At 63.9% G+C, this 21705-nt stretch carries 16 protein-coding genes, 1 other RNA gene and 1 pseudogene; 6 read left to right on the top strand and 12 right to left on the bottom strand.

The window, feature by feature from the left end; translation table 11 throughout:
• Positions 1–299: 299 nt before the first annotated feature.
• The 8 genes and pseudogenes from BBBF_RS02850 to nagB all read right to left on the bottom strand — a co-directional run bounded on the left by BBBF_RS02850 (position 300) and on the right by nagB (position 10942).
• A complete protein-coding gene (locus tag BBBF_RS02850; RefSeq protein ID WP_033509470.1) occupies positions 300–821 on the bottom strand; it encodes an NUDIX hydrolase in 522 nt (173 codons plus the stop codon).
• A gap of 73 nt (positions 822–894) precedes the next feature.
• Positions 895–2493 (bottom strand): aminopeptidase P family protein, encoded by a 1599-nt coding sequence (locus tag BBBF_RS02845; protein WP_021647906.1) that lies wholly within the window; start codon positions 2491–2493, stop codon positions 895–897.
• A 168-nt stretch (positions 2494–2661) separates the two neighbouring features.
• Entirely contained in the window at positions 2662–4395 is a 1734-nt protein-coding gene (locus tag BBBF_RS02840; protein ID WP_021647905.1) for a dipeptide ABC transporter ATP-binding protein, read from the bottom strand.
• Complete coding sequence (locus tag BBBF_RS02835) at positions 4388–5539, bottom strand: ABC transporter permease (protein ID WP_021647904.1); 1152 nt, start codon at positions 5537–5539, stop codon at positions 4388–4390. Before BBBF_RS02835 ends, BBBF_RS02840 begins: the two co-directional genes overlap by 8 nt.
• Before the next feature lies 1 nt (position 5540).
• Complete coding sequence (locus BBBF_RS02830) at positions 5541–6629, bottom strand: ABC transporter permease (RefSeq protein ID WP_003821622.1); 1089 nt, start codon at positions 6627–6629, stop codon at positions 5541–5543.
• A gap of 154 nt (positions 6630–6783) precedes the next feature.
• Positions 6784–8454: an ABC transporter substrate-binding protein gene (locus tag BBBF_RS02825; RefSeq protein WP_021647902.1), complete on the bottom strand. Its 1671-nt coding sequence runs from the start codon at positions 8452–8454 to the stop codon at positions 6784–6786.
• 283 nt (positions 8455–8737) lie between these two features.
• Positions 8738–9992 (bottom strand): annotated as a pseudogene (gene nagA, locus BBBF_RS02820) (N-acetylglucosamine-6-phosphate deacetylase).
• A gap of 137 nt (positions 9993–10129) precedes the next feature.
• Positions 10130–10942: a glucosamine-6-phosphate deaminase gene (nagB, locus tag BBBF_RS02815; protein WP_003817044.1), complete on the bottom strand. Its 813-nt coding sequence runs from the start codon at positions 10940–10942 to the stop codon at positions 10130–10132.
• A gap of 250 nt (positions 10943–11192) precedes the next feature.
• Between nagB and BBBF_RS02810 the strand changes: the two genes are divergently transcribed.
• Positions 11193–12332, top strand: coding sequence for an ROK family protein (locus BBBF_RS02810; protein ID WP_003812345.1), 1140 nt, complete (start codon positions 11193–11195; stop codon positions 12330–12332).
• A 43-nt stretch (positions 12333–12375) separates the two neighbouring features.
• Here the strand turns inward: BBBF_RS02810 and BBBF_RS02805 are convergent, their stop codons facing one another.
• Positions 12376–13110 (bottom strand): copper homeostasis protein CutC, encoded by a 735-nt coding sequence (locus tag BBBF_RS02805; protein ID WP_022174135.1) that lies wholly within the window; start codon positions 13108–13110, stop codon positions 12376–12378.
• 243 nt (positions 13111–13353) lie between these two features.
• Between BBBF_RS02805 and BBBF_RS02800 the strand changes: the two genes are divergently transcribed.
• From BBBF_RS02800 to BBBF_RS02790, 3 genes are all read left to right on the top strand, one after another.
• Positions 13354–14562 carry an ROK family transcriptional regulator gene (locus BBBF_RS02800; RefSeq protein ID WP_021647895.1) on the top strand — a complete coding sequence of 403 codons (1209 nt, stop codon included), beginning with the start codon at positions 13354–13356 and terminating at the stop codon, positions 14560–14562.
• 104 nt (positions 14563–14666) lie between these two features.
• Positions 14667–15563 carry a carbohydrate kinase family protein gene (locus BBBF_RS02795; RefSeq protein ID WP_003812340.1) on the top strand — a complete coding sequence of 299 codons (897 nt, stop codon included), beginning with the start codon at positions 14667–14669 and terminating at the stop codon, positions 15561–15563.
• Positions 15564–15631: 68 nt separating this feature from the next.
• A complete protein-coding gene (locus BBBF_RS02790; protein WP_013389667.1) occupies positions 15632–16915 on the top strand; it encodes an MFS transporter in 1284 nt (427 codons plus the stop codon).
• Positions 16916–17131: 216 nt separating this feature from the next.
• Here BBBF_RS02790 and dtd read toward each other — a convergent pair whose 3' ends face one another.
• Positions 17132–17605, bottom strand: coding sequence for a D-aminoacyl-tRNA deacylase (gene dtd, locus BBBF_RS02785; RefSeq protein ID WP_033509472.1), 474 nt, complete (start codon positions 17603–17605; stop codon positions 17132–17134).
• 100 nt (positions 17606–17705) lie between these two features.
• Here dtd and BBBF_RS02780 point away from each other — a divergent pair, with 100 nt between their 5' ends.
• Complete coding sequence (locus BBBF_RS02780; RefSeq protein WP_021647893.1) at positions 17706–18236, top strand: hypothetical protein; 531 nt, start codon at positions 17706–17708, stop codon at positions 18234–18236.
• A 90-nt stretch (positions 18237–18326) separates the two neighbouring features.
• Positions 18327–18723: a transfer-messenger RNA gene (ssrA, locus tag BBBF_RS09300) on the top strand.
• An 84-nt stretch (positions 18724–18807) separates the two neighbouring features.
• Here the strand turns inward: ssrA and BBBF_RS02775 are convergent.
• Both BBBF_RS02775 and murC read right to left on the bottom strand, forming a co-directional pair.
• Complete coding sequence (locus BBBF_RS02775) at positions 18808–19620, bottom strand: cell division protein FtsQ/DivIB (protein ID WP_003817017.1); 813 nt, start codon at positions 19618–19620, stop codon at positions 18808–18810.
• Positions 19621–20060: 440 nt separating this feature from the next.
• Entirely contained in the window at positions 20061–21650 is a 1590-nt protein-coding gene (gene murC / locus BBBF_RS02770) for a UDP-N-acetylmuramate--L-alanine ligase (RefSeq protein ID WP_033509473.1), read from the bottom strand.
• Between the last annotated feature and the right edge of the window lie 55 nt (positions 21651–21705).

Genomic DNA, 21705 nt, shown 5'->3' with positions numbered 1-21705 from the left:
CGATAGGAGATGGATCATGCGGGCAATCATCCTCAGTGGCGTCGCGTTCATAGCGACCACGGCCGTGCTTGCGCTTGCCTGCCCGGCGCATGAGCTCGCCGACATGGAAGACGAGTGAGACGGATGGCACGTCACACCGGTCAACCCCTATGACGACCGTGTAGCGCTCGTTTGCGTCCTTAAGTGCGCGCCGAAACGACAACCGTGCGCACTTAGAGACGCAAATGGCCTGGTTTGCGTCCCTATGTTCGCGCACTTGTCGTTTCGGCGCGCACTTAGAAACGCAAACAGACCCGCCGCTAGCGCTGCACCCCGTCGGCGACGAACAGCGCGTGGGCGTCGCCCCGGCGCTTGTTGTCGAGATAGCGCCGGAACAGCTTCAGCCGCTCCACAGTGCTGGCGGCCAGGGGCTCGGGCAGATCATCCAGTTCGAACCAGCCCACGTTCAGGCTTTCCTCGTCCCCCACATACGGCTCGGCATTGCCGCCGGGCTTGAGAGCGCACAGGAACGAGTGGTCCATGTACATCGTGTTGTCGCCGTTCGCATAGGTGATCACGCGTGACGACGACGTGACGGCGACCAGGTCTGTGACGACCGCGTCGATGCCGGTCTCCTCCTTGATCTCGCGCACCACCGTATCCGCCGGCTGCTCACCGGGCTCGTTGATGCCATAGACCATGGCCCACTCGCCGGTGTCGGAGCGACGGCCCAGCAGCAGGCGGCCCCGGTCGTCCAGCACGCAGCCGGTGACCCCGTTGAGCCACAACAGGTCATGGCCGATCTTCTTGCGCAACTCCAATACGAATTCGGGTGTTGGCATGGGCATTCCTCCTTATATTGCGTACAACCGACGATGCCGCCCCGTTGAAAGGGGCGGCATCGTATCGGAACAATCAGGCCTTGGAGCCTGCGGCCATGTCGGCCATCCACTGCTCGACGTCGTCGGGCTGCTTCGGGATGCCTGCGGAAATCCATTCGGGGCCGTTCTCGGTCATCAGCACGTCGTCCTCGATGCGGATGCCGATACCGCGGTATTCCGGCGGAATCAGCAGGTCGTCCTCGCGGAAGTACAGGCCGGGCTCGATGGTGAAGATCATGCCGGGTTCGATCTTCGCGCCTTGGTACGACTCGTAGCGAGCCTGTGCGCAATCGTGCACGTCAAGCCCGAGGTGGTGCGCCACGCCGCAGGCGAGCCACCTGCGGTGCTGCTGGCCTTCGGGCGACAGCGATTCCTCGACGTCCACCGGCAGCAGCCCCCAGTCGTGCAGGCGCTGCACGATCACGCGCATGCAGGCGTGATGGATGTCGGAGTACGTGGCGCCCGGCTTGGCGGCCTCGAAGCCGGCCTGCTGGGAGTCCAGCACCGCCTGGTAGAGCCGGCGCTGGAAATCGGTGAACTTGCCGTTGGTCGGGAACGTGCGGGTGATGTCGGCCGTGTACAGGCTGTTGACCTCCACACCGGCATCGATGAGCAGCATGTCGCCCTTGCGCACGACGCCCGTGTTGCGCATCCAGTGCAGAATCGGCGCGTGCTCGCCGGAGGCGATGATCGTATCGTAGCCCAGCGCGTTGCCCTCCTCGCGGGCCACCGCGTTGAACGCGCCTTCGAGGATGCGCTCGGAGCGCGGCTTGTCGAGCGCTTCGGGAAGCTTCGCAAGGATGTGGTCGAAGCCGTGCTTGGTGGCCTGGACAGCCTTGCGCATCTCTCCGATCTCGTACTCGTCCTTGACCATGCGGGCTTCGGCGGCGAACTCGTGCAGCTTGTCGTCGGCTGCGTTGTTCTTGTCCGGGTCGGTATAGCCGTTGGCCTCACGGATCGATTCGACCAGTGACGTGACCTGCGGGTCGGCGTCGCTGATCACGCGCACGCGCACCGCACCGGCCTCGGCCCCGACGTCCTTGGACAGCGCGTCAGCCAGCTGGGCGATGTCGTGCGTCTCGATGCCGGTCATCGCGGTCATTTCCTTGAGACCGGCGCGAGGGCCCACCCAGTATTCGCCGTAATGGGCGTTCATGAAGAAGTCCTGCGTGGCGGTGTCGGCGCGCGGGGCGACGAACAGCTCGGCCTCATGCGTCTTGCCGGCCTTCGCCTCGGGCGAATCCGGGTCGAGAGGGTTGAGCACCAGCACGGCACCCGCCTCGTAATCCTGGCCGAGGCCGGTGTAGTACGCGAAGGTGGTGTCCGGGCGGAACATGTAATCGCAGTCGTTGTTGCGCACCTTGGGACTGCCTGCCGGAATCACCAGACGCTCGCCGGGGAACGCCTTGCCCAGTGCGGCGAGTCGCGCCGGCGTGAACTTCGAGGATTCGAGCGGCTCGATCTCCGGTTCGCTGGCGTCCCAACCGGTCTTCATGAAATCAATGAAGGCGCTGGAATTGGGACGCAGCGAACGGTTGTTCACACGGTCGCTCATCGCCTGATCCGCGCCGGGGGCGTTCGCCTCCTCGCGGGCCTCGTATTCCTTGTCCTTCTCGGTGATGACTTCGCTCATCGTGTGACGCTCCTTCGTACTGTTCGAAAACCTGTGCCGTTCGAAAACCGACTGACAATTCCTTCCCTATACTAGTCGCACCACGCCCGCCCATACGACGTTCGCGTGGAGTCGATATGTGTCCTCCCGCCAGCGGGGCGGAACCGGTAATCCTGCTGGGGCTAGCGGCTAGGCCGCGTTTTCGGCGGCCAGGAGCTCGTGCAGGTGGGCGCGGTGCTTCTGCTGTTCGCGCGGGTCGGGAACCGGCAGCGAGGCGAGCAGTTTCTTCGTGTACTGGTTGCTCGGCCGCTGCATGATGTCGTCGGCGTCGCCGTGCTCGACGATGCGTCCCTTGTGCATGACCATGATACGGTCGGCGAGCATGTCCACCACGGCCAGATCGTGGGTGATGAACAGGCAGGCGAATCCGATCTCAACCTGCAGCTTCTTGAACAGTTCAAGGACCTTGGCCTGCACCGACACGTCGAGCGCGCTCGTCGGCTCGTCGGCGATCAGCAGCGACGGCTTGAGCGCCAGCGCGCGTGCCAGCGAGGCGCGTTGCCGCTGGCCACCCGACAGCTCGTGCGGGAATCGGCTCATGTACGCCCTCGGCAGCTGCACCATCTCCAGCAGGTCGCCCACGTACTCCTTCGCGTCAGCGACCGACGAGTACTTGCGGTGCACGATGAGCGGTTCGGCGACGTTCTCCGCGATGGTCATCAGCGGGTTGAACGAGCTACCCGGATCCTGGAACACGAATCCGATGTCGGCACGCTTGGGCTTGAAATCACGCTCCCTGACGCCGTTCATCTCGACGCCGAGCACATTGAGCGAGCCTCCGCTCACTTTCTGCAGGCCGGCTATCGCGCGGCCGGTGGTGGATTTCCCGGAACCGGACTCCCCCACCAGACCGAGCACTTCGGAACGGTGGATCGCGAAGTCGATGCCGTCTACGGCCACGAAGTCGGGCTGCATCAGGTGCCCGGGGTACGTGATCGTCAGTCCCTTCGCCTCGACGGCCAGTGGCTCGTCATGCCAATCCGACGTGCGGTCGATCGGCTTGCCGTCGACATCGCGCACGACCAGCTTCTGGCCGATGCGCGGCACCGCAGCCAGCAGGCGCTGGGTGTAGGGATGGCTGGGATGGTAGAAGATGCTTTCCACATCGCCCTGCTCGACGACATGGCCGCGGTACATCACGACCACCTGGTCGGCGATGTCGGCGATGACGCCCATGTTGTGCGTGATGATCAGCACGGAGGCGTCGAACTCGTCGCGGGCGAGACGCAGCAGGTCGAGGATTTCGGCCTGCACGGTCACGTCGAGCGCGGTGGTCGGCTCGTCGGCGAGGATCAGCCCGGGGTTGAGCACCAGCGCCATCGCGATGACGATGCGCTGCTTCTGGCCGCCGGAGAACTGGTGGGGATAGTAGTCGATGCGGGTCTCGGCCTCGGGGATGCCGACCTTCTTGAGGATGTCGATGGCCTTCGCCCGGCGCTCCTTCTTGTCTTTCATGCCGTGGGCGCGCAGGCCCTCCTCGATCTGCCAGCCGATGGTGTACACCGGGTTGAGCACCGAGTTGGGCTCCTGGAACACCATGGCCGCTTCGGAGCCGCGCATGCGGCGCAGATCCTCACCGGACAGGCTCAGCACGTCAAGGCGTTCGGAGTCGGCAAGGTTCGACAGGTAGATCGCACCGGACGTGGTGGCGGTCTCGGGCAGCAGCTTGATGATCGAACGGGCGGTCACCGACTTGCCGGAGCCGGATTCGCCGACCACGCCGACCACGGTCTTGCGCGGGATGGTGAAATCCACCTTGTCGATGGCCTTGATGGAGCCCGCATCGGTCATGAACGAGACGCTGAGGTTCTCGATTTCGGCTAGATTGCCGGACGTGTCCTTGACGTTGGTCGAGTCACTCATGGTCGGTCTCCTTTTCCATCACCTGCGCGATGGCAGGGTTCTCCACACTGACCTGGGGCTTGCCTTCGGATTTGAGCTCCGCGATCACCTCGTTGTCGGCGCTCGGCTTCTCACTGGGGTCGACGGACGTGTCTTCGATGGATCCGATGACCTCGCCGGCGGACTTGCGGGCACGAAGACGCGGATCCGCCAGATCGTTGAGCGATTCGCCCACCAGTGTGATGCCCAGCACGATCAGCACGATGGCGATGCCGGGGAACACGGCCGTCCACCAGATGCCGGCGGTGACGTCGGCGACGGAACGGTTCAGGTCATACCCCCATTCGGCCGCGGACGTCGGCTCGATGCCGAAGCCGAGGAAGCCCAGTCCGGCGAGTGTCAGAATCGCCTCGGACGAGTTGAGCGTAAGGATGACGGGCAGCGTGCGCGTCGAGTTCTTCAGCAGGTGCTTGGTCATGATGCGCCATGTGGAGGCGCCCACGACCTTCGCCGACTCGACGTAGGCCGACCCTTTGATGCGCACCACTTCGGCGCGGATGGTGCGGAAGTACTGCGGGATGTACACCACGGTGATGGAGATGCCTGATGCCAGGATGCCGCTCCACAGGCCGGACTGGCCGCCGGAGATCATGATGGCCATCAGGATGGCGAGCAGCAGCGACGGGAACGAGTAGATGGCGTCGGCGATCACGACCAGCACGCGGTCGACCCATCCGCCGAAATATCCGGAGATGAGGCCGAGCAGCACGCCGGCGAAGATCGACAGCAGCACGGCGACGATGATGGCGATGACCGCGGTCCTCGCTCCCCACACCGTGCGGCTGAACACGTCGAATCCGCCGACGGTGGTGCCCCAGATGTGCTTGGACGAGGGGGCGGCCTGCGTCGGGAACGACACGCCGTCCGCGTCCTTGATCTGCGAGTATCCGTAAGGCGCAATCAGCGGGGCGAAGACCGCCACGAGCAGGAACACGCCGGTGATGACAAGGCCCGTGACCAGCATGGCCTTCTGCCAGCCGACCGCGATCTTCAGGTCGCGCACCACCGGCAGCTTGCCGTACCATGGCACCGGCTTGTTGACCTTGAGGTCGCCGAGCCGCTTATCGCCGGGCACGCCGACTTTGGTTGCAGTGCTTTCGGTCATGTCAGTACCTCACTCTCGGATCGATGAGCGCGCTGATCACGTCAACGATGAAGTTGACCACGGCGACGATGATGGCGATTAGGATCACGATGCCCTGCACGGCGACGAAGTCACGCTGCTTGAGGTACTGGGACAGCATGAATCCCAGACCCTTCCACTCGAAGGTGGTCTCGGTCAGCACCGCGCCGGCGAGCATCAGCGCGATCTGCATGCCCATGACCGTGATGATCGGGATCATTGCGGGTCGCCAGGCGTGCTTGGACAGCAGACGGCCCTCCGACACGCCGCGGGAGCGCGCCGCCTCGACGTAGCCGGACGTGTACGTGGAGATGACGTTGGTGCGCACCAGACGGATGAACACGCCTGCGGTCAGCAGACCCAGCGCGAGGGCGGGCAGCACCGCGTGACGCAGCACATCGACCAGCACGCTCATGTCACCCAGCTGGAAGGCATCGATGATGTAGAAGCCCGTGGGCGACACCAGCCTCTGGAATTGCATGTCGCTGGCGAAGCTGGAACGACCGGATGGGGGCAGCACGTTGAGCCACACCGCGAAGACGAGCTTGAGCATCAGTCCCAGGAAGAACACCGGCGTCGCATAGCACAGGATGGCGAACACGCGGATGCCCGCATCGGCGGCGTGGTCGCGGCGCCTGGCGGCGAGACGGCCCAGTCCGATGCCGACGATCAGAGCGACGATCAGGCTCAGGAACGCGAGCTCGAACGTGGCCGCCCCGTAGCGGGTCAGGATGGTGGTGACCGGCTGGTTGTCGGTGAGCGTGGTGCCCAGATCGCCGCGCAGCAGCCCGCCAAGATAGTCGAGGTACTGCACGACCAGCGGACGGTCATAGCCGGCGGCATGGATACGGCGTTGCAGCTCTTCGGGAGTCAGGCGTCCGCCCATGGCGGCGGAAATCGGGTCGCCGGTGGCACGCATCACGAAAAACACGATGGTGACGAGAATGAATACAGTGGGGATGATCAGCAGGAATCTGGTCAATACGAAACGGAAAAACCCACTGGACAAACGGTTTTTCTTGGCTTTCGGCTGCGTCTTCGCAGGTGCCGACGCCGTGGCGCTTTCGGACACGCGATGCTCCTTCTGGGAAAAACGATCGAATACGGATGATGCTCCCGCGGCGTGTGGGATCGCCCGCGGCGGTCATGGATGGCTTGGCGTCAACTGCACCATCCATGACCGGCTTCACGGGCGTCGCCCCGCGTCGGCGGGAGCCGGGACTGGATCAGGACTTGGTCACTGATGCGTAGCGGAAGCGGAACGAGGCGTCGAGCACGACACCCTTGATGTTCGTTCCGGTGACGGCCACCTGGGCACCCTGCAGCAGCGGGATGGTGGACAGGTCCTCGGTCTCCAGGGCCTGGACCTGCTTGAGGATCTCCTCACGCTTGGTGGCGTCCTTCTCGCCTGCCTGCTTGACGATCAGATCGTTGACTTCCTTGTTGGAGTAGCCGTTGTTGACGAAGTTGCCGTCGCGGAAGAACGGGGACAGGTAGTTGTCCGGATCGGAGTAGTCCGGGAACCAGCCGAGCTGGTAGACCGGGTACGAGCCGTCGGAGTCTTCGGTGACGACGCGTTCCTTGTTGTACTGCGTCCATTCGGTCTGCTGCAGGTCGACCTTGAACAGGCCGTCGGCCTCCAGCTGGGACTTGATGGCGGCGTACTCGTCGGCGGACGAGGAGCCGTAGTGGTCGCCGTTGTACTGGAGCTTGAGGTCGACCGGGGTCGAAACGCCGGCGTCCTCCAGCACCTTCTTGGCCTTGGCGGCGTCGGGCTTGCCCTCACCGTCGCCATAGGTGGCCTTCAGCGTGTCGTCATGGCCGGACAGTCCGTCGGGGATGAAGGAGTACATCGGGGTGTAGGTGCCCTTGTAGACCTTCTTGCTCAGCTCATCGCGGTCGATGAGGTTGGCGACGGCCTGGCGCACGGCCTTGGCCTTGTTGGCGTCGGCGTCGGACTGGGACTCGCCGTAGGGCTGGATCTTGAAGTTGAAGGTCAGGAAGCGTTCCTCACCGCCCGGCCCCTTGACGACCTTGACCTTGGAGTCCTTGGACAGGTCCTCGATGTCGGTCGGGGTCAGCGAGCGGAAGGCCACGTCGATCTGGCCCTGCTGGACGTTGAGCTTGAGGTTGGACGCGTCGGCGAAGTACTTGACCTGGATGGCGTCGTTCTTGGCCGGGGTCAGGCCCTTGTAGCTGTCGTTCTTCTCGTAGGACGCGGTCTCGTTCATCTTGAACGCGGTGAGCTTGTACGGGCCGGCGAACGCGTTCCCCTTGACGATGGTGTCGGCGTCGGTCAGCTTGTCGGCGTCGAAGACCTCTTCGTCGACGATGGGTCCGGCCGGGCTGGACATGACCTGCTTGAGCGTCACATCGAACGGCACGGAGTCCTTGAACACGACGGTGGTATCGTCCGGAGCCTCGACGGATTCGACGTTGGCGAGCAGCGAGCTCGGGCCGTTCGCGTCGTTGATCGTCTTGATGCGGTCATACGAGAACTTGACATCGGATGCGGTCAGGTCATGACCGTTCGCGAACTTCAGCCCTTCCTTGATCTTTACGGTGAATTCGGTGCCGTCATCATTCCATGTACCGTCATCGGCGGCGATATCCGGGCTCAATTCGGACGTATTGTAATCCTGTGCATACAGGAACGGGAAAATCTGAATCTGCACGGCATACGAACCATTGTCGTAAGAGCCCGCGGGATCCACGCTGGTGATCTTATCGGTGGTGCCGATGGTGATCGCGGATCCGCTCGCCGTATTGACGTCCTTCACGCCGCCGCATGCGGTCAGCGATGCGATTGCCGCGATGGATGCGACAGCCGCCAAAAACTTGCGATGATTCTTCAAGGGAAATACCTCTTCCTTAACTACTCTCCGCGCCGTCTTCATTGGCACGGTCACCAAGACTATGGGGTTATTGTGTTAGCCATGTGTTTCCATACGAATCGGCTGGATGTGCAAGGGTGCGGCTTGTGGCCGAATAACCCTTGGAATTGCAACTATTCCGGTATTTTGCGACATCCGCCACACAATGCCCACATTATGAGACCGGAAGAGGTGGGGGCGACAAGGCTGTACATGAGATGAGGGCCGCCTGCATATGCAGACGGCCCTCATCGCGACCTATCACAGTTTCCCGTGACGAATGCAATCAACGCCTTGCGGCTGCGCCTTACTTCAGCTTGCGGCCGGCGCACCACACCTGGTTGACCGTCCAGCTGGACGGATCGGTGAGCAACAGGTCGGCGGCGTACCCGGGCGCGAGCAGACCCAGCGGGGCGCCGGTGACCGTGTTCGGCTTGTCGTAGCCGAACGCGCGCGGGCGCCAGCGTGGCAGCCTCGACGGCGTCGACCGGGGAGATGCCCAGCTCATTGACGGCGCGCTGCACGGCGACCTCAAGCAGCAGCGTGGAGCCGGCGATGGCACCGTTCGACACCAGACGGGCGTGGCCGTCGACGACGTTCACGTCCAGCGCACCCAGCTTGTACGGGCCGTCAGGGCAGTCGGTGGCCGCCATCGCGTCGGTGACGAACGCCGTGCGGTGGGGTGCGAACTCGAAGCCCAGCTTGACCATCGGGTCCTGCACGTGGAAGCCGTCGTTGATCAGCTCGATAGTGACGCGCGGATCCTCCACGGCCGCCGGGATCGGGCCCGGCTTGCGGTGGTGCAGTCCATTCATCGCGTTGAACATGTGGGTCATGATGCCCGCGCCGGCGTCGAAACCGGCCTTGGCGGTCTCGTAATCGGCGTCGCAGTGGCCGACGGCCGGCACGACGCCCGCCTTCGTGAACTGCTTGATGGCGCTGATGCCGTGAGGCAGCTCGGGCGCGATGGTGATCTGGCGGATGCAGCCGTCGGCAGCGCCCAGCAGCTCGTCGACGAGCTCGGGAACCGGGTCCTTGAGGCACTCGGGATCATGAGCGCCCTTGCGGGCGAGCGCCAGGAACGGACCTTCGAGATGGGCGCCGAGCACGTCGGGGCGCTCGTCCATCTTGGCGCGAACGTTCTTCAGGTTCGCGCAGATCACGTCGATGGGGTTGGTGATCAGCGACAGCACCTGCCTGGTCGTGCCGTGCACGGCGTGACCGGCACGCGCGATGTCGATGCCTTCCGGACCGTCATCGAAGGAATGCTCCCATGCGCCATGCGCGTGAATGTCCACATAGCCCGGGGTGATCAGCTGCCCGGCCGCATCGATGATGGCCGTCTCGTCAGCCGGATCAAGGCCGATGGAACGACACGCCGACTCGAACGCCTCGTCGTCGGTGCCGGTGGCGACGATGACACCGTCCGCCGCGGTCAGCCAGAAATGATCCTGGACGCCGCACGCATCCACCTTGCGGGCACCGCGAACGGCGACGCGACCCGCCTCGCCCTTCAGCGCATCAGTCACCCGCGCGACGATCTGTTCTCGTGATTGAGTCATATTGTCCTACCTCTTTGTATGTGATTCGGGGCGCGATGATGACCGCCCCATGCGAGGATGGGTCCCCCAGACGGGGAACCCATCCGTCATGCGCCCCGGTTCGGGAGCGCATATCGATATGCCTGTCAGGGCGCTGATCAGATGCCCTGCCAAGCCGGCTTGTGCTCGAAGGCGTACTTGTAGTAGTCCTTGTGGCGCAGGCGGGAGGCGGCGGCCTCGTCGACGATGATCGTCGCGTGCGGGTGCAGCTGCAGAGCGGAAGCCGGGCAGAAGGCGCTCACGCCGCCCTCGCAGGTCTCCTCGACCGCTTCGGCCTTGCCCTCGCCGAAGGCCAGCAGCACCAGGTGACGGGCCTTGAGGATCGTGCCGATGCCCTGCGTGATGCAGTGGGTCGGCACCTGGTTGATGTCGTCGTCGAAGAAGCGGGCGTTGTCGACGCGGGTCTGCTCGGCCAGCGTCTTGACGCGCGTGCCGGAGGCCAGCGACGAGCCGGGCTCGTTGAAGCCGACGTGGCCGTCGGTGCCGATGCCGAGGATCTGCACGTCGATGCCGCCCGCGGCCTCGATGGCCGCATCGTATTCGGGGCCGGCGTGGGCGATACGCTCGCCGTCCTCCAGCGGGGCGCCGTCGAGCACGTCACCGGGCACGTGCACCTTCTCCGGGTCGAGGCCGAGCGGCTCGACGACGGTGCGGTGGATGGTGCTGTGGTAGGACTCCGGATGGGTCAGCGGCAGACCGATGTACTCGTCAAGCGCGAAACCGCGCACCTTCGACACGTCGATGTCCTCGGCCTTCACCATGGCGGCGAGGTGACGGTAGGCGGCCAGCGGGCTCGAACCGGTCGCCAGACCCAGCACCGCGTCCGGCTTGCCCTTGATCAGATCGGCGACGCAGCGGGCGTACAGCTCGCCGGCCTCATCCTGATCCTTCACGATAATCACTTCAGGCATGTGCAACCTCCTTGTGTTGTTCATTCTTCAGCGGTTCGGCCACCCCGTTGTCATCAGCGACCAGCCGTGCCGTCACGCGATTCTTGCGTTTCCCGTGACATGCGCATCCGCTATTTGTTAATGATACTAACTAATGTGTATATCCGCATCTTCGGCGACACAACGGACATTGAACATGAGCGACCGTAGAATGAACATTGCGTGACCGGAAATGGTCTCGCGGAGAGCCACGGAAAGGATCCAGGGACTTATGACCGCTTACCAGCAATCCGGGATATGGGGCCCCCACAACCCGGGACAGAGCGGCAAGGCAAGTCCCGCCGATGCAAGACGCACGAACCGGTCATTGATCTTCAGCCTGCTGTTCCCCGACGTCCAACTTTCACGCGCCGAATTGGGGCGGCGCACGGGACTGTCCCGCGTGGCGGTCTCCGATGTGGTCAACAGCATGCTCAGCTGTCACCTGCTGCGCGAGAACGGCCGCGAGTCCAACGGCGGCAAGGGCAAGCGAGGCACGCTGCTGAGCGTCGACCCCGACACGCTGCATATCATCAGCATCGACCTGTCACAGCCGCATCTCATCCAGGGCGAGGCCACGAACCTGCTCGGCGAGCCGGTCATGCACGTGGAACACGCGCTGCGGGCGGTGAACCATGTGGATTTCGACACCATCAACGAGGTCATCACTCCCCTGCACGCCGCCACGCAGAACGTCATCGGCATCGGGCTCGCCATGCCCGGCGTGGTCGACGGCAACGGCCTGGTGAAGCGCTCCACGCTGCTCGGCTGGCGCAACGTCGACGTCCGCACGCCCATCGAACGGCGTTTCTCACTTCCCGTCACCGTGAACAACGACGCGACCGCCGCCATGTTCACCGAGCGACTGTTCGGCAAGGGCGGCCCCAATATGATGTTCGTCCGCCTGCGCCGTGGCGTCGGAGGCGCCGTGCTGCTGGGCGACGTGCCGGTGTTCGGCGAGAACCACGCCGGCGGCGAGATCGGCCACATCTCCCTCGACCCGCAGGGCCCTCCGTGCGCCTGCGGCAAGCGAGGGTGCCTCGAACGCCTGGTCTCGGCGACCTCGCTGCACGCACGGCTGCAGCGCAGCGACGAACGGATGCGCGCGAGCATCCTGCGCGAGGCCGGCACCTATCTGGGCACGGCGCTGTCCATGCCCGTGGGACTGCTGGACCTTGCCGACGTGTGCGTGTACGGGCAGAGCGACATCGTCAACGACACCCTGCTGTCGGCCGCGCAGGCGCAGCTCGACCTGCTGACCGGCTCGTCGTTCCACACGCGGACCATCATCCGCCGATGCGAGTGCGAGGGCGAAATCACCCTGCGTGGCGAAGCCCTATCAGTTCTCCACGATTACCTGGAAAACCGCTGATCAGGCTGCGCGCCACCTCCCGTCAGCGGGAGGATTTGGATTTTCAGCGCGCGGCGGCGACTGCGGCACGCACGACATCCCGATCGGTGCGGCATACCATGACGCCATTGCCTCCGCCTCCGGGGCCCCCATCCGATGTCATCGTGCGTTTCGCCGACAAATGAATCGCCGACACGCCCGTCTCCTTCAAGGCGGGAATGAGATCGACGGTCACACCGCCGCCGGCCTGTATCTGGATGCGCCCCGCGGCGTATTCGGACAGCTCCCGCAGGCGGCCCAGACCATCCGGGACGCATGCGGCGCCACCCGAGGTGAGCACGCGGGTGAAGCCAAGTTCGATCAGGGTATCCAGCGCGGCGAACTGATCGTCGAGCATGTCGAACGCACGATGATACGTGACCTGCACCTTGCGATTGCAGCGCACGGCCTCGTTGCGGGCGGCCTCGGCCAGCGCGCGGGTGAACGGCACGTCAATGCGCCCGTCCTCGGTCATGCCTCCGACGACGACGCCGGACGCCCCGGCGAGGATGGCCGAACGGACGTCGGCGATCTGCACGTATTTCTCTTCATCGGTGAACACGAACGAACCGCCTCTCGGACGGATCAGCACCTGGACGCCTTGGGGTACGCCGACATGGGAGCATGCCTGGATCATGCCGAAGCTTGGGGTCAGCCCGCCCGTGCCCATCAGAGCGGCGCACAGTTCGACGCGATCCGCCCCCTCCTCATGTGCGATGCGGGCGCCCTCCACGTCCTGCACCGCGATTTCAACCGTCATTGTCATCTCCTTCGATGCGTCACATACCTTGTCTATCACCGTACCATCCCGCACGAGGGCACCCGAACCATCCCACGCCCCGACACGCGCAAACCGTGGGACAAGGCGCGACACGCCGAACAACGGCGCGCCTCCCTTTTTTTGATTAACAGTGTTAATATATAAACATCGTTCATATTCAATGACGAGCATGACAACAACACGCAACGACCGCGCACACGGCACGACAGCGAAGGAGCAGTGATGACCAACACCATCGCCAACGCAACCCTGGCATCAGTGTCCGAAACCAACCGTTCGCGGATCATGCAGCACCTGTACCAGCACGGCATCAGCTCTCGCGCGCAGATCGCCAAAGCCCTCGACCTCACCCCCGCCGCCATCACCAAGATCACCGCCAAGCTCATAGAAGCCGGCGCCATCAAGGAGACCGGCGATTTCGAGGGGCGCAAGAACCGCCGCTCCATCGGGCTCACTCTCGACACCGCAGAATTCCACGTCATCGCCGTGAAATTCGCGCGAAGCCTGGTACAGCTCGGCGTGTTCGACCTCGCCGGCAAACCGCTGACCGTGCAGGAACTGCCCCAAGTCACCGAAGACACCATCGACTCGGCGATCATGCAGCTCCACGACACCATCGGTTCGCTGATCGAAGCCGACCGACGCATCATCGCCATCGGCATGGCCGTCCCCGGCCCCTACCTGCGCAGCGTGGGACGCACCGCCGTCGTGTCCTCGATGCGCGGATGGCAGAAAGTCAACTTCATCCACGAATTCAGCAACGCGTTCACCGTCCCCGTGTTCGTGGAGCAAGACGCCCGCGCCGGCGCGATGGCCCAATACCTGTTCGATCCCACCATCACCACCGAGAACCTCGCCTACTACCTCGTCGGCGAAGGCGTCGGCCTCGGCGTGATCGACCACGGCAACATCATCAACGGCGCCCTCGGAGCGGCCACCGAAATCGGCCATGTCAGCATCGACATCAACGGCAAGCCGTGCGACTGCGGCAACGTCGGATGCCTCGAACGCTACTGCTCCACCCCCGCGATCCACGAGATGATCCTGAAGGAAGACGATCTGATCGCCGATGCCGGCACGATGACCCACCTGCAGGCATGCCGAGCGCTGTTCGCACTGGCCCGCGGCGGCGACAAGCGCGCGATCGCACTGATCAAGCGGGTCGCACGGTACGTCGGTTTCGGCTGCATCACGATCTTCAACTCCTTCAACCCCTCGCAGATCGTCATCGGCGACATCGTCGCCGAAGCCGGGCAGCTCTTGCTCGACGAAGTGCACAAGGTCATCGACAAGCACGTCATCCACGAGCTCAACGACACCACCGCCATCACCCTGTCCGCCCTGCCCGCGGACGCCGCCCTGAACGGCGCCGCGGCCGTAGCCATCAACCAGTTCCTCGACCACCCGCCACAGTTCTTCGAACTGTCGTGACCGCCCGCGGAACATCACGGATTTCCGGGGTCCCCACAACGGAGGACCCCGCAGCAACACAACAACACAACAACCACAGCAACCATCCCGGAAAGGAAACCATCATGACCAAGCCCATCGTTCTGTCTCTCGGAGAGCTCCTGTGGGACATGCTGCCCAGCGGAAAGCGCGCAGGCGGCGCCCCCGTCAACTTCGCCTACCACGCGAAGATGAACGGCGCCGACGGCTGGTCAATCAGCGCGGTCGGCGAGGATGCGCTCGGCGACGAGCTGCTCGCCGAAGCCGAGAAGGCCGGCATCCACTCCATCATCCAGCGCAACGCATGGCCCACCTCCACTGTCGAGGTCAGCTTGAAGAACGGCATCCCGGAGTACACCATCGTCAAGGGCGTCGCCTGGGACCACCTGCTGCTCACCCGCCAGCTCATCGAGGTCGTGGAGCAGGCCGACGCCATCTGCTACGGCACGCTGGCCCTGCGCTCCCCCGAGACCCACGACACCATCATCGAGCTGCTCAAGCACACCAAGCCGGGCGCAATGAAATTCTTCGACATCAACCTGCGCGGCGACCACTACTCCAAGGAGCTCATCGAGGAGCTGCTTGAAGCGGCGACCGTCTTCAAGATCAACGACGCCGAACTGCTGCTCCTGCGCGACATGTTCGACATCCGCGGCACCTCCGATGACGACGCCTGCCGCTGGTTCATGAGCGAGTACGGCCTCGACTACGTTATCCTGACCGGCGGTTCCACGTTCTCCACCATCATCTCCAAGAACGGCGAGTCCTCCACGCTGGCCACCCCGCACGTCGAGGTCGTCGACACCGTCGGCGCCGGCGACTCCTTCTCAGGCACGTTCACCGCCCGTACGCTGCTCGGCGACACGCTGGCCGAGGCGCACCGCAAGGCCGTGAACACCGCCGCGTACGTCTGCACCGCCAACGGCGCCTGGCCAGAGTACCCGGACACCATGCCCGACTACCTCGCGCAGGCCGCGCAGTGACACGCCCGCAGGATGCACCGACGATCAAATAATCACAGCTCATTATCAGAGAAAAGGGAAACATCGCAATGAGCAACGAAACCACCAAGCCAGTCAACGCGGGATTCGCCAAGATCCTGCCTGTCATGTTCGCCTTCTTCGTCATGGGCTTCGTCGACCTGGTCGGCACCGCGACGAACTACGTGAAGGCCGAGTTCGGTCTCGCCGACGGAACCGCCAACCTGTTCACCACCATGGTGTTCTTCTGGTTCCTGATCTTCTCCGTGCCCACCGGCATCCTGATGAACAAGATCGGGCGGCGCAAGACCGTGCTGTGGTCCATCCTGGTGACGCTCGTCGCCATGGCACTGCCGATCATCGCCTACCTGCTGTGCCCGATGAAGTCCACCGTGCAGCTGGTGCTCATCGTCATCTCCTTCGCGTTCCTCGGCATCGGCAACACACTGATGCAGGTGTCGCTCAACCCGCTGCTGACCGTGTTCGTCAAGGGTGATAAGCTCGCCTCCACGCTGACCCTCGGCCAGTTCGTCAAGGCGTTCGCCTCCCTGTTCGCCCCGTGGATCGCCATGTGGGGCGCGAACAGCATCTCCGCCTTCACCTACACCAACGCTGACGGCAAGCAGGTCGGCATGTGGTGGATACTGTTCGTGATCTACTTCATCGTCGGCATCCTCGGCTACGTGCTGCTCGCGTTCGACAAGATCGAGGAGCCCGCGCCTGACGCCGGCACCACTACCATCGGCCGCTGCTTCAAGCTGCTGTTCTCCGACCGCATCGTGCTCCTGTGCTTCCTCGGCATCGTGGCGCACGTGGGCGTGGACGTCGCCATCAACGCGCAGGCGCCGCGCATCCTGACCGAGCACACCGGCGACACGTTCACAGCCATCGCGTCCTCCGCGACGATGGTGTACTTCGTCGCCCGCATGATCGGCTGCTTCACCGGCGGCATCGTGCTCCAGAAGATCAGCAACAAGCTCGGCGTGCGCATCTGCGGCGTCATCATGACGCTCTCCGCCATCTGCTTCGCGATCTTCACGCTCGTGCCGACCAATCCGCCGGTCTGGCTGTTCTGGGTCGCGGTCGCACTCGTCGGCTTCGGCAACTCGAACGTGTTCTCGCTGTTCCTCTCCCACGCGCTCATGTACCGTCCGGACCGTCAGAACGAGATCTCCGGCCTGATGCTCATGGGCCTGATCGGCGGCGCGATCTTCCCGCCCATCATGGGTGCCGCGGCCGACGTCGCAGGTCAGTTCGGCGGCATCCTCGTGATGGCCATCGGCTGCCTCTACGTACTCGTCGTCGGCTTCGCCTACAGGGTGCTCGAAAGCGGCAAGAAACCCGTGGAAGCCTGATAGGGTCAAGGCACTTCGGCGCTGACTGACCGCCCCGCAGAGCCCGCCCGATTGACTGACCGGTTACGACCGGCAGCCGGTCGGGCGGGTTTTCGCATATTCGAGAACCGACACGGACACGGCAATACTCCGCGCGGGTTGCACGGGTTGCGTCACGGGCACCGTCACGCGGGACGGTACCCTCGCACGGTGACGGCGCAGCCGCGGCCCGACCGATCAATGGCGGTCGGCGGTGTCGATGACGATCGTGACCGGGCCGTCGTTGACCAGGCCGACGCGCATATGGGCGCCGAAACGCCCCTCGCGTACTGCAACGCCCCCGGAGCGCAGCGCCTCGTTGAATTTGATCCACATGATGTCGGCATGTTCCGGCTTGCCCGCGCCGACGAAGCTCGGCCGGTTCCCCTTGCGCACGTCGGCGAACAGCGTGAACTGCGACACGGACAGGATCTCACCGCCGATGTCCTGGATCGACCGGTTCATCTTGCCCTGCTCGTCCTCGAACACGCGCAGACGCAGAATCTTATGCGCCAGCCATGCGATCTCGTCATCGCCGTCCTCATCGGTCACGCCGACCAGCAGCAGGAACCCCGGACCGATCTGCTGAAGGTCGAACGTGGGATCCAAATCCCCCAGCTCATTGACGGCATCGACCGACGCCTGCGACACACGCTGCAATACCACTTTCATGTATCGGATTCTATCGCACCCACCGCCACCGCATCCGAACTGGGCATACCACGGCATACCCCCCCCAAAAAAAACCATAAGCGCGAACGAACACGCGATTATGCCGCGTCCACCGAAGCCGGCCGGCACCGTCGCCTCCGGAGAACAGGGAACCTCTCCGGAAACCGAGGGGGGGGTGTCCGGCCCCGGTGGCAAGAACGAAGCAACCGGGGACAATATCCGTAAGGACGGCACCGACGCCGACAATGCCGACGGCAAATCCGCGCAGCTCGATTCCACTGCACAGCCCGACAGGAGCGGCCCGAACGGCGGCCCCTCCGGACACTGGGAGACCCGGCCGGTCTATGAGACGCAACGGGTGCAGGTGCCGACCGGACGCGCCATCTTTGAACACGACTGGTTCACTGCGAACGTGAACGACCCCGCGTTCGAGGAGCACGGTGACTACCTGCTCAAGTCCGGCCTCCCCGACAACTACCGGTACGAAAAGGTCTGGCAGGACAAGCAGATCCAGGTCGGGACCCGGCAGGAGGATCACGGCTCGTATCAGGTGCAGAGCATCAAGTCCGGCACGAAAAAGGTGCGGACGGGAACCAAGCGCGTCCAGACCGGCACCAAGCGCGTATGGTGACCGACTGATGACCGACTTGCTTTTTCGAGCAGCTGGGATATAATGAAATGTCCGGTCATAAACCGGAATGCGAATTGATAATTCAATATCGGGGCTGATCGGTTTCGACGGTGACCTGTTCGTCGCAGGGAAGCGTGCCGAGAACGCAGGGTCCGCTCGTGGATGTCCCCTGCAAAAGAATAAGTGCTAAATCTAACCGCACTGAGTTCGCTCTCGCTGCCTGAGCTTCGCGCCAGGGTTAAACAGTGAGCAGCCGCTCCGTTCACTCCCTCTCGTCTTTGGGGGGATGCTGAGCGTCGTTTAGAAGACTCGCCTGAATCATTGAGCCACAGGGTGATTCGGGGACTTTAACTGCGGATATGCCCGCCATCAGTTGTCTGCGACATCGATGGGGGCAGAAAAACCGCCATATGGCCAGCAGACTACGCACGTAGAAGACTGAGGGTTCGGTCATCGGACCGGGGTTCAATTCCCCGCAGCTCCACTCCAAGGGCCGCATGATTCCAACGATCATGCGGCCCTTTTCGTATTTTCACCCACGTTTCGCGTCCTGCCCACGGCGAAACGCGCGCTATTTGATGATGGGTCGGCTCGGGGCCGACACGTCGATCTGATGCTTGTCTCCTATCAGCGACGGGTCGCTGAGCAGCTTGTCGACGATCGCCGACTTGAGTTTCAGCTCGGACGAATCACCCCAGACGACGACATATTTGCCGGAACTCAGCTCGGTGGTGATGGAATCCTGCGTTTTCGCGCTCACCTTGGTGATGACGGTGCGCATCGTGTCGGGCAGACCGCCGAGGATGGTCAGTGCCTCCTTGACGGCGCGGCTGTTCAGACCGTTGTCCACCGAGCTCACCTCGATGACCGGAATACCTTTCATGGACGCCTTGCCCACCGCGTTGAGCACGCGGGCCTTGCGGTCGACCGCCACCAGGGTTCCATCTGGTTCCTTGAGCATGGCGGCGGGCTGCTGCGCCTTGATGTCAATCTCCAGCGAGCGCGGATACCGTTTGACGACGTTCGCCTGGGTTACGCCGGGGATGTTCTTCAGCTGCGAGCTGACCTTGTCTGCGGAGACCAGGAACAGCGATTTGCCGGATTGCTGGTTCGCGATATCCAGCACATCCTTCTCGCTCACCCATTCGTTGCCGCCGCTGACGCTGATCTGCGAGGTTTCCAAACGGAACACGGATGAGAACAACAGAAGCCAGATCAGCGCGGACACCAGCGCCGCGGCCAATATCACAATCAGCACGCGGATGGCGGCGACCCGGGTGCCCGCCTTCTTCCGCTCCTTCAGGCGCGCGTCGAAATCCAGCACTTTGGGACGGGTCGCCACGCCGAGCACGCCGACGTTCTCATCGAGCGTCTTCTTGACCACATCCTCGCTGTGCAGGCGACGCGCGTCGACGAAACCTTCGGCGCGTGATACCGACCGGGACGAGGACGACGAAACGCTCCGGGACGCCGTCTTTCCGAACCTCGATTTTCGGGAGACTGTTTTCCCGCCCTTTACCTGTCGGGAAGTCTCTTTTTCTAAGGCCTTTTCCGACTTCCTGCCGGACGTCATCTGCCGGCCCGTCGCCTTCCCGACCGTGGTTCTCCCCGGCGACGCCTCTCCGGATGCAGCCTTCCGGGACACGTCATTCGACGCGGTGCGAGGCTTTTTCCTGGTCTGGCGTTCCCGTGTCACGGCGACGCGATTGGCTTCGGCACCCGACGATGAGGCCCTGTCTGCCGTCGTGCGCGGCTTGCGCGAGCCGGACCCTTGCCCGGCCTCACGACCGGCATCGCCATGTGAGGAAACGACCCGCCGTGCCATCAGCGGTCACCGAGATTGTGCCGGGCCCCCAGTGCGTGCAGGATCACCGCGCCCATGGCGGTAATGTCCCCCGCGCCGACGGTGAACACCACGTCCGTGGGACGGCAGCGCATCGCCAGCATCTGAGCCGCCACCTGCATGTCGTCGACCGCGCTGATCCACGTCCCGTCGCCCTGCGCCGAAGCGTGCGGCACGTCCTGCGCGGCATCGACGATGGTCATGGCGGAAACGTCCGGGAAGTCCCGCTGCAGTTCGCGTGCGGGGAAGATGCCGGTGACGATGACGTCATCGGCCTTGGACAGCGCCTCGGCGAACTCGTGGGCGAACATACGCGTGCGCGAAAACAGGTGTGGCTGGAACAGCACCCGGATGACGGAACGCGGGTACCGGCGCCGGGCGGCGTCGAGCAGCGCGCTGATCTCCGTGGGATGATGCGCGTAATCGTCGACCACCGTCACGCCGTTCTCCTCGCCGCGCACCTGGAACCGGCGCGAGGCTCCGAGGAACGTCGAGGCGGCCTGGGCTGCGGCCTCGGGGGTCACGCCCAACAGCATCGCGGCCAGGATGGCCGCGGTCGCGTTGCGCGCGTTGTGCATGCCGGGGATGGCGAGGCTGACCGGCAACGCCAGATCGGCGTCGCCACAGCCGCAGACCGACGCGAGCGACGCCGGCACATGGACGGTGAAGGTCTCCCGGCCGCTGTCGGCGCTCTCATGCTCGGCATCGATGCGCACCAGCGTGGCGCCGCGCAGGTCCCCGATCTGATCGGCATCCTTGGTGGCGTACACGATCGTTCGACGGGCCACGGACGGGTCGAGGTCGCGCAGCACGGCCACGGCGCCCTCGTCATCGCCCGTCATGACGACATGTCCGCTTGCATGCCCCGCATGGTCGACGAACGCGGCGCAGTAATGCGCCTCGTCGCCATAATGGTCGAGATGGTCTGCGAGCGCGTTCGTGATCACCGCGATCGAGGGACGGTACTTGCAGAAGCTGCCGTCGGATTCGTCCGCCTCCGCGACCAACACGTCGCCGCGTCCGGCATGCCCGCCGTCCAGTACCGCTCCCCCGGGTGCCTGGATGGTGCCGCCGATGGCGTAGCTGGGATCGGCCAGCTTCCCGGTTCCGGCATGGACGAGGATGTGGGATAGCAGCGAACTTGTCGTGGTCTTGCCATGCGCTCCGGCGACGGTGACCGCCCGGCGGCCGTTCATCAGCAACGCCAGGATGTCGCTGCGATGCACGATGCGGATGCCCCGCTCGTGCGCCGCGACGATTTCGGGGTTGTCGGGCTTGATGGCGCTGGAGTACACCACGGTGTCGGCACCACGCACGTTGTCGGCCTGCTGGCCGATTTCGACGGTGATGCCGAGGGATCGCAGCCGTTCGGTCTTCGAGCCTTCCTCACGGTCGGAACCGTCGACGTCGACGCCACGCTCATGGAGCATTTCGGCGAGCACGCTCATACCGGCGCCACCGATGCCGATGAAATGGGTCCTTCCCAGTTGCAACACCGTCGCGTCGGGCGCGAACGCGACCCTCATCGGGTCGAGGACGATAGGGGTGGCATTGGTTTGCGCTTCAGACACTGCAGATTCTCCTTGATGATTCATGCTGGTCACCATTATGGTCATACCCGACGCC

The sequence above is a fragment of the Bifidobacterium bifidum ATCC 29521 = JCM 1255 = DSM 20456 genome (genome assembly GCF_001025135.1).
GTDB classification, from domain to species: domain Bacteria; phylum Actinomycetota; class Actinomycetes; order Actinomycetales; family Bifidobacteriaceae; genus Bifidobacterium; species Bifidobacterium bifidum.
This window is presented reverse-complemented; position numbering and strand designations above follow the sequence as displayed.

Coding starts and splice junctions, on each gene's coding strand:
- BBBF_RS02850 (WP_033509470.1), bottom strand. CDS start 821: ATGCCAACACCCGAATTCGTATTGGAGTTGCGCAAGAAGATCGGCCAT.
- BBBF_RS02845 (WP_021647906.1), bottom strand. CDS start 2,493: ATGAGCGAAGTCATCACCGAGAAGGACAAGGAATACGAGGCCCGCGAG.
- BBBF_RS02840 (WP_021647905.1), bottom strand. CDS start 4,395: ATGAGTGACTCGACCAACGTCAAGGACACGTCCGGCAATCTAGCCGAA.
- BBBF_RS02835 (WP_021647904.1), bottom strand. CDS start 5,539: ATGACCGAAAGCACTGCAACCAAAGTCGGCGTGCCCGGCGATAAGCGG.
- BBBF_RS02825 (WP_021647902.1), bottom strand. CDS start 8,454: ATGAAGACGGCGCGGAGAGTAGTTAAGGAAGAGGTATTTCCCTTGAAG.
- nagB (WP_003817044.1), bottom strand. CDS start 10,942: ATGCCTGAAGTGATTATCGTGAAGGATCAGGATGAGGCCGGCGAGCTG.
- BBBF_RS02810 (WP_003812345.1), top strand. CDS start 11,193: ATGACCGCTTACCAGCAATCCGGGATATGGGGCCCCCACAACCCGGGA.
- BBBF_RS02805 (WP_022174135.1), bottom strand. CDS start 13,110: ATGACGGTTGAAATCGCGGTGCAGGACGTGGAGGGCGCCCGCATCGCA.
- BBBF_RS02800 (WP_021647895.1), top strand. CDS start 13,354: ATGACCAACACCATCGCCAACGCAACCCTGGCATCAGTGTCCGAAACC.
- BBBF_RS02795 (WP_003812340.1), top strand. CDS start 14,667: ATGACCAAGCCCATCGTTCTGTCTCTCGGAGAGCTCCTGTGGGACATG.
- BBBF_RS02790 (WP_013389667.1), top strand. CDS start 15,632: ATGAGCAACGAAACCACCAAGCCAGTCAACGCGGGATTCGCCAAGATC.
- dtd (WP_033509472.1), bottom strand. CDS start 17,605: ATGAAAGTGGTATTGCAGCGTGTGTCGCAGGCGTCGGTCGATGCCGTC.
- BBBF_RS02780 (WP_021647893.1), top strand. CDS start 17,706: ATGCCGCGTCCACCGAAGCCGGCCGGCACCGTCGCCTCCGGAGAACAG.